Origin of the sequence: Streptomyces sp. NPDC087300 (genome assembly GCF_044744425.1) — a bacterium.
GTDB lineage: Bacteria > Actinomycetota > Actinomycetes > Streptomycetales > Streptomycetaceae > Streptomyces.
On the sequence record NZ_JBIUYI010000011.1, the window covers coordinates 250,791 to 265,190 of the forward strand.

Genomic DNA, 14,400 nt, shown 5'->3' on the forward strand with positions numbered 1-14,400 from the left:
TCGACGGGAGGCAGCTGGTGGCGGAGGAACGGGGCGGGTCGGAGCAGGCGGCCGGCTGGGCGAAACGGCTGATCGGCTACGCCTGGCGGTATCCGAAGGACGTCGTGCTCGCACTCGGCTCCTCGCTGGCCGGCATGGCCGTCATGGCCGTGGTCCCGCTGATCACCAAGGTGATCATCGACGACGTCATCGGCGCCGAGGGGCAGGGCGGCGGCAGAACCATGGGCCCCTGGGCGGGCGCCCTGCTCGGCGCCGCCCTCGTCGTCTACGTCCTCACCTACATCCGCCGCTACTACGGCGGCCGGCTCGCCCTCGACGTCCAGCACGACCTGCGCACCGAGATGTACGGGACGATCACGAAGCTCGACGGGCGGCGCCAGGACGAGCTCTCCACCGGCCAGGTCGTGGGCCGGGCCACGAGCGACCTCCAGCTCATCCAGGGCCTGCTCTTCATGCTGCCGATGACCATCGGCAACATCCTGCTCTTCGTGATCTCCCTCGGGATCATGGCGTGGCTCTCGCTGCCGCTCACCCTCGTCGCCCTCGCCGTCGCCCCCGCCCTGTGGGTCATCGCCCGCCGCTCCCGCTCCCGGCTGCACCCCGCCACCTGGTACGCGCAGGCGCAGGCCGCCGCCGTCGCCGGTGTGGTCGACGGCTCGGTCAGCGGCGTGCGCGTGGTGAAGGGCTTCGGGCAGGAGGAGCAGGAGACCGGCAAGCTCCGCGAGGTCGGCCGCAAGCTCTTCGCGGGCCGCCTGCGCACCATCCGGCTCAACTCCCGCTACACGCCCGCCCTCCAGGCCGTACCGATGCTCGGCCAGGTCGCCATGCTGGCCCTCGGCGGCTGGCTCGCGGTGCGCGGGGAGATCACGCTCGGCACGTTCGTCGCCTTCTCCACCTATCTCGCGCAGCTCGTCGGGCCCGTGCGGATGCTCGCCATGGTGCTCACCGTGGGCCAGCAGGCCCGCGCCGGCGTCGAGCGCGTCCTCGAACTCATCGACACCGAGCCGAGCATGACCGACGGCACCAAGGAACTGCCCGCCGACGCCCCCGCCACCGTCGAGTTCGACGGCGTCTCCTTCGCGTACGAGGAGGACAGGCCGGTCCTGGACGGCCTCTCCTTCCAGATAGCCCCCGGCGAGACCCTCGCCGTCGTCGGCTCCTCCGGCAGCGGCAAGTCCACCGTCTCGCTGCTGCTGCCCCGCTTCTACGACGTGACGCACGGCGCCGTCCTGATCGGCGGCCGGGACGTGCGCGAGCTGACCCTCGACTCGCTCAGGTCGGCCATCGGCCTGGTGCCCGAGGACTCCTTCCTCTTCTCCGACACCGTCGGCGCGAACATCGCCTACGGCCACCCGGAGGCGACCCAGGAGGAGATCGAGACCGCCGCGCGCGCCGCGCAGGCCCACGGCTTCATCTCCGAGCTGCCCGACGGGTACGCCACCACGGTCGGCGAGCAGGGCCTGACCCTCTCCGGCGGCCAGCGCCAGCGCATCGCGCTCGCCCGCGCCATCCTCACCGACCCCCGCCTCCTCGTCCTGGACGACGCCACCTCCGCGGTGGACGCGCGCGTGGAGCACGAGATCCACGAGGCCCTGGGGCAGGTCATGGCGGGCCGCACCACGCTCCTCATCGCGCACCGCCGCTCCACCCTCGGCCTCGCCGACCGCATCGCCGTCCTGGACGAGGGCCGCCTCGCCGACATCGGCACCCACCAGGAGCTGGAGCGGCGCTCCGCCCTCTACCGGCGGCTCCTGACCGACCCGGACGAGCTCGGCGGCGTCTCGCCGGGCCACACGCTCCCCGCGGGCCTGCCCGAGGACACCTCCGTACGCGCCGAACTCGACGCCGAGTTCGACGCCGAGCGCGGCATCACGCCCGCGCTGTGGACCGGCGACCGCGAACCGAAGGACGTCGCGCTCTCCGGGATGCCGTCGACGCCCGAACTGCTCGCCCAGGTCGACGCGCTGCCGCCGGCCGTCGACACCCCCGACATCGACGAGGCGCGGGCCGTCACGCCCGAGGAGTCCTACGGACTGCGCAGGCTGCTCGCCGGGTTCGGCGCCGCGCTGCTCCTGAGCCTGCTGCTCGTCACCGTGGACGCGGGCATGGGCCTGCTGCTGCCCGTCCTGATCCGGCACGGCATCGACGAGGGCGTCAACCAGCTCGCGCTCGGCGCGGTCTGGGCGGCGTCGGGGCTCGCGCTCGCGGCCGTCGCCGTCCAGTGGATCGCCCAGACCGGCGAGATGCGGATGACCGGACGTACCGGCGAGCGGGTGCTCTACTCGCTGCGGCTGAAGATCTTCTCGCAGCTCCAGCGGCTCGGGCTCGACTACTACGAGCGGGAGTTGACCGGGCGCATCATGACCCGGATGACCACCGACGTGGACGCCCTTTCCACGTTCCTGCAGACCGGTCTCGTCACGGCCTTCGTCTCCGTCGTCACGTTCTTCGGCATCATGGTCGCGCTGCTCGTCATCGACGTACAGCTGGCCCTGGTGGTCTTCGCGACGCTGCCGCTGCTCGTGGTCGGCACCTACTTCTTCCGCAAGGCCAGCGTGAAGGCGTACGAACTGGCCCGTGAGCGCGTCTCCGTGGTCAACGCCGACCTCCAGGAGTCCGTCGCGGGGCTGCGCATCGTGCAGGCGTTCCGGCGCGAGCGGGCGGGCGGCGAGCGGTTCGCCGCGGGCAGCGCCAGCTACCGCGCGGCCCGCATCAGGGGCCAGTGGCTGATCTCCGTGTACTTCCCGTTCGTGCAGTTCCTGTCGTCGGTGGCCGTCGTCGCCGTGCTGATCGTGGGCGCGGGCCGGGTCGAGGCGGGCACCCTGACGACCGGCGCGCTCGTCGCGTACCTGCTCTACATCGACCTGTTCTTCGCCCCCGTGCAGCAGCTGTCGCAGGTCTTCGACGGCTACCAGCAGGCCACGGTCTCGCTCGGCCGCATCCAGGAGCTGCTCCAGGAGCCGACCTCGACCGAGGCCGCCGACGAGCCGCTCGACGTCCTCTCGCTCCGCGGCGACATCGCCTTCGACGACGTGAACTTCGCCTACGCGGACGACGAGGAGGCCCTCACCGGCATCCGCCTGCGGATCCCGGCCGGTCAGACCGTCGCCTTCGTCGGCGAGACAGGCGCGGGCAAGTCCACGCTGGTCAAGCTCGTCGCCCGCTTCTACGACCCGACGGGCGGCCGGGTCACCGTCGACGGCACCGATCTGCGGGACCTGGACATGACCTCCTACCGGCACCGCCTCGGCGTCGTCCCGCAGGAGGCGTACCTCTTCGCGGGCACGGTCAGGGACGCCATCGCCTACGGCCGTCCCGACGCCACCGACGCGCAGGTCGAGGCGGCGGCCCGCGCGGTCGGCGCGCACGACATGATCGCCACGCTCGACGGCGGCTATCTGCACGAGGTCAGCGAGCGCGGCCGCAATCTGTCGGCCGGGCAGCGCCAGCTGATCGCGCTGGCCAGGGCCGAGCTCGTCGACCCGGACATCCTGCTCCTCGACGAGGCGACCGCGGCGCTCGACCTCGCCACCGAGGCGCAGGTCAACCAGGCCACCGACCGCATAGCGGGCAAGCGCACCACGCTCGTCGTCGCCCACCGCCTGACCACGGCGGCCCGCGCCGACCGGGTGGTCGTCATGGACCACGGGCAGGTCGCGGAGGACGGCACGCACGAGGAGCTGCTCGCGCTCGACGGGCGGTACGCGCGGCTGTGGCGGACGTTCGTGGGCGAGGACGAGCCGGAGCTGAGCACGTCGACGTGAGGCGGGGAGGGCCCCGGCGGGGAGCTGCCGATGCCGGGGTTACTCCGCGGTATCCCTTCCGCGGCAAAAATGCCCCCGATCCCGCAACCGCGCGGGCTTCGGGTGGCGTCCGTACATCAGTACGCTGATGCCACAGGGGTGGGAGGGACACACGTGAGCAGTGCTGGGACACGACGCGGGCCGGCGCTCGGCGTCGCCGTGCTCGCCGCCGCCGTGCTGCTCGTCCTCGCGGGCCCCGGCGTCGCCTCGGCGAAGCCCGCCACGAAGCCCGCCAAGGCGTCCTGCGCGGGACACAAGGTGCGCACGTTGCCGTTCACCACAGGACGGGTCGAGATCTTCAAGTCGCGCGGCTACCTCTGCGCCATCGCCTTCGCCAAGCGGCCAGGCGCCCGTACGTCGATGTCGGTCAGCATCAAGGCGCGCGGCAGCCGCCCGGCCCGCGACAAGGGCCGCTACACCCACCACGCGGGCCCGGTGACGGTCCACGCGGGCCACCGCTGCGTCTGGGTGACCGGCAAGATCGGCCGGGGCGCGGTCAGTTCGGGCTGGATCCTCTGCTGACCGCTCAATCTCCTCTGGTGCGGACCCAGTTGCTCCGTTAGGTTCCGGTGCATTGCTGTGTCGACAGGGGAGGGTGCATGCGCAAGGCGCTCAGATGGCTGCTGTCGCTCGTCGTGCTGATAGGCACGATGAGCGCGGCCGGGGCGACGACGACGGGAGCGGCGACCGCCGCGGAACCGGACGTCCCAGGTACTTCGGACATGTCAAGTGCCGCCGACATCAAGGACAGGCTGCTCGCCATACCCGGCATGAGCCTGATCGAGGAGAAGCCGTACACCGGTTACCGCTTCTTCGTCCTGAACTACACCCAGCCGGTGGACCACCGGCACCCGTCCAAGGGCACCTTCAAGCAGCGCATCACCGTGCTGCACAAGGACACCGGCCGTCCTTCGGTCTTCTACACCGGTGGCTACAACGTCTCGACGACCCCCAGCCGTCGCGAGCCGACGCAGATCGTCGACGGCAACCAGGTCTCCATGGAGTACCGCTTCTTCAACCCGTCGCGCCCCGACCCGGCCGACTGGAGCAAGCTGGACATCTGGCAGGCCGCCAGCGACCAGCACCGCATCTACCAGGCGCTGAAGCCGATCTACGGCAAGAAGTGGCTGGCCACGGGCGGCTCCAAGGGCGGCATGACCGCCACGTACTACGAGCGCTTCTACCCGCGTGACATGGACGGCGTGGTCGCCTACGTCGCGCCCAACGACGTGGTCGACAAGGAGGACTCGGCGTACGACAGGTTCCTCGCGGGCGTCGGCCCCACCCAGTGCCGCACCGCGATCCAGGACGTGCAGCGCGAGGCGCTGGTGCGCAGGGAGCCGCTGTCGAAGAAGCTCGCGGCCTACGCCGAGGCGGAGGGCTACACCTTCAAGACCGTCGGCACGCTGGACAAGGCGTTCGAGGCCGTCGTCCTCGACCTGGTGTGGGGCTTCTGGCAGTACCAGCCCGCCGCCACCGCCTGCGGCACGATCCCGGACGCGAAGACCGCGACCGATCAGCAGATCTTCGACTACGTGGAGTCGGTGGGCGGCTGGTCCTCCTACACCGACCAGGGTCTTGAGACCTACACGCCGTACTACTACCAGGCGGGCACCGAGCTCGGCTCGCCCTCGATCAAGCAGCCCTGGCTCGGCAAGCTGAGCCGCTACGGCTACCAGCCGCCGCGGAACTTCGTGCCCCGCGACATCCCCATGAGGTTCAAGCCGCACGCCATGAGCGACGTGGACCGCTGGGTGCGGCACAACGCGCACCGGATGCTGTACGTGTACGGCGAGTTCGACCCGTGGGGCGCCGAGCAGTTCCGGCCCGCCAAGGGCGCCAAGCACGACTCGTACGTCTTCACGGCGCCGGGCGCCAACCACGGCGCGAGCGTGTCGCAGCTCGTCGCGGACGACAAGGCGAAGGCGACGCAGCGGATCCAGGCGTGGGCCGGGGTCTCGTCGGCCTCGGGCAAGCCGCTCGCCCCGTACGACAAGAAGCTCGACCGGCGCGACGTGCAGAAGGAGCTGACGCTGCGTCCGTGACGGGCGCGCGCCCTTGAGGCGGGGGCGCCCGGCCGGGACCGTGTCAGATCCGCACGGCACATCCGACCGGGCGCTCGCCGCCCAGGGACACGTAGAGCTGGGTGGCGGGCGGGCACTCGGCCCGCCGCGTCACCGCCGTCGCGACCCGGTACTCCGGGTCGCGCCTGCCGGAGCCGTCGCAGGCGGTCTCCCGCACCCGGCCGCGCCCCGCGCCGTAGACGCAGTCTCCGACGACGGTCCGCGGCCCGCCGCCGCCCCCGGGGTCACCGGGGTGCGGCGGTTCCAGGTTCCGCATGCACGCGTAGCCCCGCGGGACCTCGCCGTCGCCGTCCTCGTCGACCGCGGGCCTGCTCTCGCTGATGTGCAGCACGAAGTCCGTACGGGCGGGACAGGCCGGGCCCTCCCTGACCTCGCCGTCGTAGCGCGCGACGACCCGCGCGGCGGCCCGCTCGCTGGTGCACGGCACCTCGGTGAACGTGTCGCGCCCGCGCGAACCGCACTCGTCCACCGCGAGGAACACCGCGCCGAATCCGCTGGGGTGCGCGGCGGTGGGCGCCTGGTCGTCGCTCCGGCCCGACGGGGATTCCCCGGACTTCTGGCAGCCCGTCAGCGCGACCACGAGCAGCAGCGCGCAGACCGTCCCCCAGGCCGCACGAGGCCGCGCCGCGGTGCAGACGAGCATGGCAGTCCCCCCGATATGTGCACCCAGCGTGACCTGCCGGGGCGGGCGCACGCCAGGTGCACAGGGCGCTTTGGGTCATTTGGGGGTGGTGCGCCGGTAGTGCGTCGTACCTCTCAGTACGTAAGGCCGTGGCCGACCGGGTACAGCACCTGCGCCGGATCGTCCGCCCGCCGCACCGGCACGGGCAGCCGGCCCCGGGGCGCGGCGCGCCCCGCGATCACCCGGGCCGCGGCGCGCAGTTCGACGTCCGTCCAGGAGTACGAGGCGAGCGAGGCGTCCACGTCGGGCAGGTGCGCGATGTCGTAGGGATTGCGCACGGCGAGGGTGATCACGGGGATGCCGGTGGCCTTGAGCGCGGCGACCAGGAGGGCCTGTCCGTCGCTCGAAGGCGCGGCGTACGCCCCGGCCCTGCCCGGCCGGGACATCGCGTCCAGGGCGGCGTTGGCGGCCTGGGTGTTGTCGCGTGCGGCGCCGCGCGTCGCCACGTTGTACGTCGCCACGAGCACCGCGTCCCTGCCCTTCGCGGCGGCCACGGCCTCCTCGACGGCCGTGTCGTCGGGGGCGCTTCCGGTGGGGCGGGCCGTCGCGGTGAAGCCGAGGCCGGTCAGGGCGTCGGCGAGCACCGAGGTCGGCGGGCCCGTGGTGCCCGACGGCGAGCCGGGGTCCACGCCGACGACCAGGATCTCGGGGTGCGTGCGCGGGGACAGCGGCAGGAGGGCGTGGTCGTCGCGCAGCAGCGTCGTGCTCGCCTCGGCGATGCGGTCGGCGGCGGCGAGGTGCTCGGGGGTGCCGACGAGGGCGTCCACGGCACCGGCGGTGACCCCCGCGCCGGGGGCGTCCGCGGGGTCGGGGCCGTCGATGAGGCCGACCTTCGCCTTCATGCGCAGGACGCGCAGCACCGACTCCTCGATGCGCGCCTCGGCCAACTCGCCGTCCGCGACGGCCTGGAGCACCGCGTTCCAGGCGACCTCGGGGTTCGGCGGGTTCAGGAGCTGGTCGACGCCCGCCTTCAGCGCGAGCACCGCCACCCGGTCGTCGCCGTACTTCGTGCGGACGCCGCGCATCGCGAGCGAGTCCGTGGAGATCACGCCGTCGAAGCCGAGCTCCTCGCGCAGCACGCCGGTCAGGATCGGCCGGGACAGGGTGGCGGGATCGCCCGCGGGGTCGAGCGCGGGCACCACGATGTGCGCGGTCATCACCGAGTCGACGCCCGCCGCGACGGCCGCGCGGAACGGCGGGGCGTCGAAGCGGTCCCACTCCTCGCGGGTGTGGTGGATGTGCGGCAGGTCGGTGTGGCTGTCGTCCGTGGTGTCGCCGTGCCCGGGGAAGTGCTTGGCCGCCGTCGCGACGCCCGCGCTCTGATAGCCCTCGATCTGCGCGGTGACGAATCCGGCGACCGCGTCGGGCTCCGAGCCGAAGGAGCGCACGCCGATGACGGGGTTGGCCGGGTCGATGTTCACGTCGGCGTCGGGGGCGTGGTCCTGGCGGATGCCGAGGGCGCGCAGCTCGGTGCCCGCGATCCGGGCGGCCTCGCGCGCGGCGTCGTGCGAGCCGGACGCGCCGATCGCCATCGCGCCGGGCAGCAGGGTCGCGGGTGCGCCGACGCGGGCGACGATGCCGTGCTCCTGGTCCACCGAGACCAGCACGGGGATGCCGGACGGCTGGGCGAGCGCGGCCTGCTGGATCCCGGCCGAGAGCTCCGCGATCTGCTGCGGGGAGCGGGTGTTGTGGGCCCAGCCGAAGTAGATGACGCCGCCCAGGCGGTACGTGGCGATCAGCTCGGCGGCGTCGCGCACCCCGAGCTCGCGCAGGTTGGTCTCGACGTCCGCCTCGTCCGGATCGGTGGCCGATTCGCCGTACACGTGCATCACGAAGAGCTGGCCGACCTTCTCCTCCAGCGTCAGTCCGGAGATGATCCCGCGCAGGCGGCGGTCGAGGTCGTCGGTCTGGGACACGTGCGCTCCTGCGGGCCGGTGGAAAGTTTCTTTCAGGCCCTACGGATATCCCGAAGCTTTCTGCCGGTCAAGGGAGTGCGGGGACCGGAGGGGCGGCGGGGGCGCCGGTGGCGAGGGGCCGTCACCGGCGCTGTGTGGAGGGGGGCGCACCGGTGACGGCGGGCTGCCGGCCGCAGGCGGCGGAGAGGGTGGTCAGCGTTCGCAGCCAGCAGCGATGCCGACACCGCCTTGCGGAGACTCACCGGCAGCGTGCCGGTTGGACGGAATCGCCGACGGGCGGGTTCCCGTCCGGTCCTTGATTTCCGCGAAGTGGGGCGCCGCCTTCCGGAACGTGGTGCGCGGGTACGGGCGTGGGGCTGTACGGGCGTGGGGCCCCGCGCCCGACGCGGGCCTTCAGCCCGTCCGCGTCACCAGCCGGGTCAGCAGCTCGCGGCCCTGACCGAGCAGGTCCGGCAGCGGTGCCGCGCCCTCGTACCAGCGCTTCTCGTACTCCCAGCACAGCCAGCCGTCCCAGCTCTCCTGGTTGAGGAGGGCCACGCACTCGGCCAGCGGCAGGGTGCCGGTGCCGAGGGGGAGCGGGGTCGTGTCGTCGGCCGACGCGATGTCCTTCACCTGGACGTAGCCGAGGTAGGGGGAGAGCGCGGCGAAGGTGTCGGGGACCGGCTCGCCGCCGAGCCAGGTGTGCATCACGTCCCACAGCGCGCCGACCTGCCGGTGGCCGACCGTGCCGAGGATGCGGGTGACGTCGGCGCCGGTGCGGTGCGAGTCGTGCGTCTCCAGGAGGATGCGGACGCCCGCGTCGGCGGCGTGCCGCGCGGCGGTGCCGAGCCGCCTCGCCGCCGTCGCGTCGGCCTCCTCCGCGCTCTGCTCGGTGCCGCCGCCGGGGAAGACGCGGACGAACGGGGCGCCCAGGTCACGGGCGAGCGCGACGAGGGCGCGCAGCTCGTCGAGGACGGGCTCGTCGTCGCCGGGGGCCGCCACGCGCGCGTACCCCGCGATGCCGAGGATCTCCACGCCCGCCGACTTGAACGCGGCGGCCACGTCGGCCCGTTCGACCAGGCCGAGCCCGGGGTGCACCGGCTCCTCCGGGTGCGCGCGGAGCTCCACGCCGTGGTAGCCGTGGGTGGTGGCGAGGCGCAGTACGTCGGGCAGCGGGAGCCCCGGTACGCCGAGGGTGGAGAAGGCGAGTTTCATGGTCACGACAGTAGGCGGCACGTGTCAGGGGTCAACCCCGCACCGGCTCGTGCGCCAGCGGCAACCGCCAGTCCTGGCCCACCAGATCGGCGCCGAAGGAGCGGTGCGGCTTCTCCGCCGCGAGGACGAAACCGTGCCGCTGGTAGAGGGTGCGGGCGGCTTCCAGCACGTCGTTGGTCCACAGGACGAGCTCCCGGTAGCCGACGCCTCTGGCGAACTCCACGCAGGCGTCGATCAGTTGATCGCCGATGCCGAGGCCCCGCGCGTCCGCGTCGACGAGCAGCAGCCGCAGCCGCGCGGTCCCCGGCGCCTCGTCCCGCACGCACATCACGCACCCCACGGGACGTCCGTCGAGCTCGGCGATCCACACCCGCTCCAGATGGGGGTCGTGGTCCTGGGCGAAGTCGGCGACGATACGGGACACCAGACCCTCGTAGTCGGCGTTCCAGCCGAACTCGGCGGCGTACACGGCCGCGTTGCGCTGCACGATCCACCCGAGATCACCCGCGCCAGGCTCCCTGAGCAGCACGTGCGCCCGGCGCCGCCCGGTCCGCCCGCTCCGCCCCGTGGCGTCCGTCAGGATCTCCCGCACCGTGCGCATCGCCGCGGCGAGCCGCTCCCGCTCGGCGGCGGGCACGTCGGCGACCAGTGATCCCACGGATTCCCGCGAGCGCTCGTCGAGCAGATCGGCGGCGTCCCTGCCCCGCGCGGTCAGCGTGATCCGCTGGCGCCGCGGATCGGGCACGGACGGCGCCCGCTCGACGAGCCCGGCCCGCTCGAACTTCGCGAGCAGCCTGCTCAAGTACCCGGCATCCAGGGAGAGTTCGGCCCGCAGATCGGCGGCATCGGTGTGCGGCGCCTGCGCCAGCTCGTACAGCACGCGCGACTCGGTGAGCGTGTACGGCACGTACAGGTGGCGGCTGTAGTCGAGCGCGCCGATGAGGTTGGTGTAGAAGCGGTTGAACGCACGGATCTCGTGGATCGGCGTGCGGCCCGCGGGGGACGGATTCGCCATGTCGGATCACTCCGGAGGTCACCTTTGACTGAGTCAACGGTACGACGGAGCGGGGGGTGGGGGAAGGGGAGCGGTGGAAGGGGGCGGTGGAACGGGGCGGTGGAAGGGGGCGCCTCGTCCTCAGAGGAACGCCAGCCGCGCGCCCAGCGCGGCGAACGCCGCCGCGAACGTGCGCCGCATCCAGCGCACCACGTGCGGACGCGCGATGACGCGGCTGCGCATCGCCGCGGCGAACCGGCCGTACGCCGCGAAGACCACGAACGTGATCACCATGAAGTACGCGCCGAGCTCGGTCATCCGGAGGAACGCGTAGGGCTCGTCGGCGGCCACGAACTGCGGCAGGAACGCGAAGAAGAACAGCGTGAGCTTCGGGTTGAGGATGTTGATCAGTACGCCGGTGAGGATGGTGCGCCCCGCGGAGCGCGGCTCGTCCGCGCCCCCGTCCGCGCCCTCCGCCGTCAGCTCGCTCTTGTCCCGCAGCGTGCTCCACGCCATGTACAAGAGGTAGACCACGCCCAGGTACTTGAGGGTCTGGAAGGCGACCGCGCTGGTGTTCAGGAGCGCCGCGAGACCGGTGACCGCGGCGACCAGGTGCGGCACGACACCGAGCGTGCAGCCGACGGCGGCGACCACCGCGGCGCGGGTGCCGCGGGAGAGGCCGGCGGCGACCGTGAAGAGGACACCGGTACCGGGTGTCACACAGACGACCAGGGAGGTGAGCAGAAATTCCATGCCTCGACCCTGGCGCCACAATGGATCCATGAACAGGTCCAAAGGATCTCCTTCCGACTGGTCCATAACGGCGGATCGGCCCCGGGCCGCCCCCGCCCCCGCCACCTCCGACTTCCTCCAGCTCGACACCGGCGACGCTCCCAGGGGCGGACTCTCGGAGTGGCTGGCGCGGCGGATCAGGAGCGCGATCGCGGACGGCCACCTGCCCACGGGCAGCAGACTCCCCGCCACCCGCGCCCTCGCCGACGAACTGCGCGTCTCCCGCGGCGTGGTGACCGAGGCGTACCGGCGCCTGACGGAGGACGGGCATGTGGCGGGCCGGGGCAGGGGCGGGACGGTGGTGCTCGCGGCACCGAGTCGTACGGCGTCAACTGGGCAGCGGAGCAAGCCGTCTGACTCGACGTCACGTACGTCGACCCTCAGCTCCGGCCTGTTCACCACACCCCCCGACGACCTCGGCGTCTTCGACGCGATCCGCGCCGCCCCCGCCCGCATCGACCTGTCGCCCGGACTGCCCGACCTGTCGGCGTTCCCGCGCGCGGCCTGGCTGCGGGCCGAGCGCGCCGTGCTCGCCGGGCTGGCCCCCGCGGACTTCGGGTACGGGGATCCGCGCGGCGCCCCCGCCCTGCGCGGCGCCGTCGCGCGCTGGCTCTCCCGCAGCCGGGGGATCGTCGCGGACCCGGCCGACGTGCTGATCGTCAACGGCACCGCCCAGGCGCTGCGGCTGCTCGTGGACGTGCTGCGGGCCGACGGGATCTCCCGGGTCGCCGTCGAGGAACCGGGCTCCCTCGGGGTGCGCCAGCACCTGCGGCCGCTCGCCACCCCGCCCGTGCCGGTGGACGCGCAGGGCATCCGCGTCGACGCGCTGCGGGCCACCGGGGCGCGTGCCGTGCTGCTGACGCCGGCCCACCAGTTCCCGACCGGTGTGGTGCTGGGCGGGGAGCGGCGCCGCGAGCTGATGGACTGGGCGCGCGAGGGCGGCCTGGTCATCGAGGACGACTACGACGCGGAGCACCGCTACGACCGCCCCGCGGTGCCCGCGCTGCACGCCCTGCTGCCCGAACACGTCTGCTACGCGGGCAGCGTCTCGAAGCTGCTCGCGCCCGCGCTGCGGCTGGGCTGGCTGCTGGCGCCGCCCGCGTACCGGGCCGCGCTCACGGACGCCAAGCGCCTGGTCGACCTGGGTAACGCGGCGCTGCCCCAGCTCGTCCTGGCCCACCTGATGGAATCGGGCGACCTGGAACGCCATCTGCGGCTCATCCGCAAGCATCACCGCAGGCGCAGGGACGCGATGATCGAGGCGATCGGGCGGCATCTGCCGGGCGCGAGGGCGCACGGCGCGGCGGCGGGCCTGCACCTGACGATCACGTTCGACGCAGCCACGTACCAGGCGTCCGACAAGGCCCTCGCCGCGGCGGCCCTGACCCACGGCGTCAAGGTCCACCCCTTGTCCTGGCACACCCAACTCCCGCACGCGCCAGGCCTGGTACTGGGCTACGCGGCGACGGGCGCGGCGGAGATCGAGGAGGGGGTGAGGGTGCTGGGCCGCCTGATGGGGCCAGGGGGCGGATGAGACCAGGGGGCGGATGAGGGAGCGCCCCGTCAGGGGCGCGGGGCTCAGACGTATGCGGCCCAGACGTATGCGGCTCTGGCATTCGCGGCTCCGCCGCGTGGGCGCGCCCAGCCACGACGAACCCGCGGGGGCCCAACGACACGACGCACCACACCCGGACACGCCACGAGCCGACCCGGTGCCCCCGCTCAGCGCGAGCGTCTCGGCCCCGCCGTGGACCCCCGCACCATCAACTCCCCGTGCACCGTGGCCACCCCGCCCGGCGGCGGCTTCTCCTTGCCCATGGCGATGCGGCCCGCTCGGGCGCCCGCCTCGTACAGCGGGAGTCGGACCGTCGTCAGTGCGGGGACCACGTCGATGCTGAAGGGGAGGTCGTCGAAGCCCGCCACCGAGACGTCGTCCGGGATGCGCAGGCCCTTGTCGCGCAGGGCCGCGCAGGCGCCGAGTGCCACCGTGTCGTTCGCGGCGACGACCGCCGTCAAGTCGGGTGCGCGGCGCAGGAGTTCGACCGTGGCGTCGTATCCGGAGCGGCGGTCGTAGGGGCCGTGCACCGTCAGCGCGGGGTCGTCCTGGATGCCGCGCGCGGCGAGTGCGGCCCGGTGGCCCTCCAGGCGGTGCCGGGTGGTGGTGCGCTCCTCGGGCCCCGCGATGTAGCCGACCCGCCGGTGCCCGAGGCTCAGCAGGTGCTCCGTGATCTGCCGCCCGCCGCCCCGGTTGTCGAAGGTGAGCGCCGCCGACGCGTCGGTGTCGGGCGACGGCGGCCGCCCGCACAGCACCACCCGCGACCCGGCCTCCGCGAGCCGCCGCAGCTTCCCCGCGAGCGCGGCCGCGTGCTCGGCGTCCTCCACCGCGCCGCCGGTGAGGACGACCGCGGCGGCGCGCTGGCGCTGGAGCAGGGTGAGGTAGGTGAGTTCGCGCTCGGGCGAGCCGCCGGTGTTGCAGACGACGGCCATCCGCTCGCCGCCCGCCCGCCCGCCGGGCCCGCCGATCTCGGACTGCACGGCGCCCGCCATGATTCCGAAGAACGGGTCGGCGATGTCGTTGACGAGGATCCCGACCAGGTCGGAGGTGGCCGCGGCGAGCGCGCTCGCGGGCCCGTTGAGGACGTAGTCGAGGTCGTCGACGGCGCGCAGCACCCGCTCGCGGGTCGCGGCCGCCACGGGGTAGTTGCCGTTCAGCACGCGGGAGACGGTGGCGGGGGAGACCTGCGCGCGTGCCGCCACGTCCGCCAGGGTCACGGTCATCTCGTCGTCCTCCGGTCACTGCTCTGGTCGGCGCGCCGGCCCATCCCCCGGGCGCCACCACTGGGCGCCACCACGCTCCGAAAGTCCGAAGCCCTTGTCCGAACCTTGTCCGGCAGGCTAGCTTGCCCTTGGATAGAAAGCGCTTGCTACGCACCTA

General features: G+C 73.1%; 10 protein-coding genes. 4 read left to right on the forward strand and 6 right to left on the reverse strand.

Annotated features, from left to right (window positions below; all coding sequences use genetic code 11):
- Nucleotides 1-17: 17 nt before the first annotated feature.
- The 3 genes from ACIO9J_RS37085 to ACIO9J_RS37095 all read left to right on the forward strand — a co-directional run bounded on the left by ACIO9J_RS37085 (nucleotide 18) and on the right by ACIO9J_RS37095 (nucleotide 5,848).
- On the forward strand, nucleotides 18-3,764 hold the full coding sequence (locus tag ACIO9J_RS37085) for an ABC transporter ATP-binding protein (protein WP_402009317.1): 3,747 nt from the start codon (nucleotides 18-20) through the stop codon (nucleotides 3,762-3,764).
- 153 nt (nucleotides 3,765-3,917) lie between these two features.
- Entirely contained in the window at nucleotides 3,918-4,325 is a 408-nt protein-coding gene (locus ACIO9J_RS37090) for a hypothetical protein (protein ID WP_402009319.1), read from the forward strand.
- Between the two features lie 77 nt (nucleotides 4,326-4,402).
- Nucleotides 4,403-5,848: a S28 family serine protease gene (locus ACIO9J_RS37095; RefSeq protein ID WP_402009320.1), complete on the forward strand. Its 1,446-nt coding sequence runs from the start codon at nucleotides 4,403-4,405 to the stop codon at nucleotides 5,846-5,848.
- Nucleotides 5,849-5,891: 43 nt separating this feature from the next.
- Here ACIO9J_RS37095 and ACIO9J_RS37100 read toward each other — a convergent pair whose 3' ends face one another.
- From ACIO9J_RS37100 to ACIO9J_RS37120, 5 genes are all read right to left on the reverse strand, one after another.
- Nucleotides 5,892-6,530 (reverse strand): hypothetical protein, encoded by a 639-nt coding sequence (locus ACIO9J_RS37100; protein WP_402009322.1) that lies wholly within the window; start codon nucleotides 6,528-6,530, stop codon nucleotides 5,892-5,894.
- A 113-nt stretch (nucleotides 6,531-6,643) separates the two neighbouring features.
- A complete protein-coding gene (locus ACIO9J_RS37105) occupies nucleotides 6,644-8,485 on the reverse strand; it encodes a glycoside hydrolase family 3 protein (protein ID WP_402009324.1) in 1,842 nt (613 codons plus the stop codon).
- 393 nt (nucleotides 8,486-8,878) lie between these two features.
- The gene (locus ACIO9J_RS37110; RefSeq protein ID WP_402009326.1) at nucleotides 8,879-9,679 is read right to left on the reverse strand and encodes a sugar phosphate isomerase/epimerase family protein; all 801 of its coding nucleotides are present in this window, start codon (nucleotides 9,677-9,679) and stop codon (nucleotides 8,879-8,881) included.
- Between the two features lie 31 nt (nucleotides 9,680-9,710).
- Nucleotides 9,711-10,694: a GNAT family N-acetyltransferase gene (locus ACIO9J_RS37115; RefSeq protein ID WP_402009328.1), complete on the reverse strand. Its 984-nt coding sequence runs from the start codon at nucleotides 10,692-10,694 to the stop codon at nucleotides 9,711-9,713.
- A 120-nt stretch (nucleotides 10,695-10,814) separates the two neighbouring features.
- Entirely contained in the window at nucleotides 10,815-11,426 is a 612-nt protein-coding gene (locus ACIO9J_RS37120) for a LysE family translocator (protein ID WP_402009329.1), read from the reverse strand.
- Nucleotides 11,427-11,454: 28 nt separating this feature from the next.
- On the opposite strand from ACIO9J_RS37120, the gene ACIO9J_RS37125 reads away from it, so the two are divergent.
- Nucleotides 11,455-12,999: a PLP-dependent aminotransferase family protein gene (locus tag ACIO9J_RS37125; protein ID WP_402009331.1), complete on the forward strand. Its 1,545-nt coding sequence runs from the start codon at nucleotides 11,455-11,457 to the stop codon at nucleotides 12,997-12,999.
- 188 nt (nucleotides 13,000-13,187) lie between these two features.
- Here the strand turns inward: ACIO9J_RS37125 and ACIO9J_RS37130 are convergent, their stop codons facing one another.
- Entirely contained in the window at nucleotides 13,188-14,243 is a 1,056-nt protein-coding gene (locus ACIO9J_RS37130; protein ID WP_402009333.1) for a LacI family DNA-binding transcriptional regulator, read from the reverse strand.
- Nucleotides 14,244-14,400: the final 157 nt, after the last annotated feature.

Coding starts and splice junctions, on each gene's coding strand:
- ACIO9J_RS37095 (WP_402009320.1), top strand. CDS start 4,403: ATGCGCAAGGCGCTCAGATGGCTGCTGTCGCTCGTCGTGCTGATAGGC.
- ACIO9J_RS37100 (WP_402009322.1), bottom strand. CDS start 6,530: ATGCTCGTCTGCACCGCGGCGCGGCCTCGTGCGGCCTGGGGGACGGTC.
- ACIO9J_RS37110 (WP_402009326.1), bottom strand. CDS start 9,679: ATGAAACTCGCCTTCTCCACCCTCGGCGTACCGGGGCTCCCGCTGCCC.
- ACIO9J_RS37115 (WP_402009328.1), bottom strand. CDS start 10,694: ATGGCGAATCCGTCCCCCGCGGGCCGCACGCCGATCCACGAGATCCGT.
- ACIO9J_RS37120 (WP_402009329.1), bottom strand. CDS start 11,426: ATGGAATTTCTGCTCACCTCCCTGGTCGTCTGTGTGACACCCGGTACC.
- ACIO9J_RS37125 (WP_402009331.1), top strand. CDS start 11,455: ATGAACAGGTCCAAAGGATCTCCTTCCGACTGGTCCATAACGGCGGAT.
- ACIO9J_RS37130 (WP_402009333.1), bottom strand. CDS start 14,243: ATGACCGTGACCCTGGCGGACGTGGCGGCACGCGCGCAGGTCTCCCCC.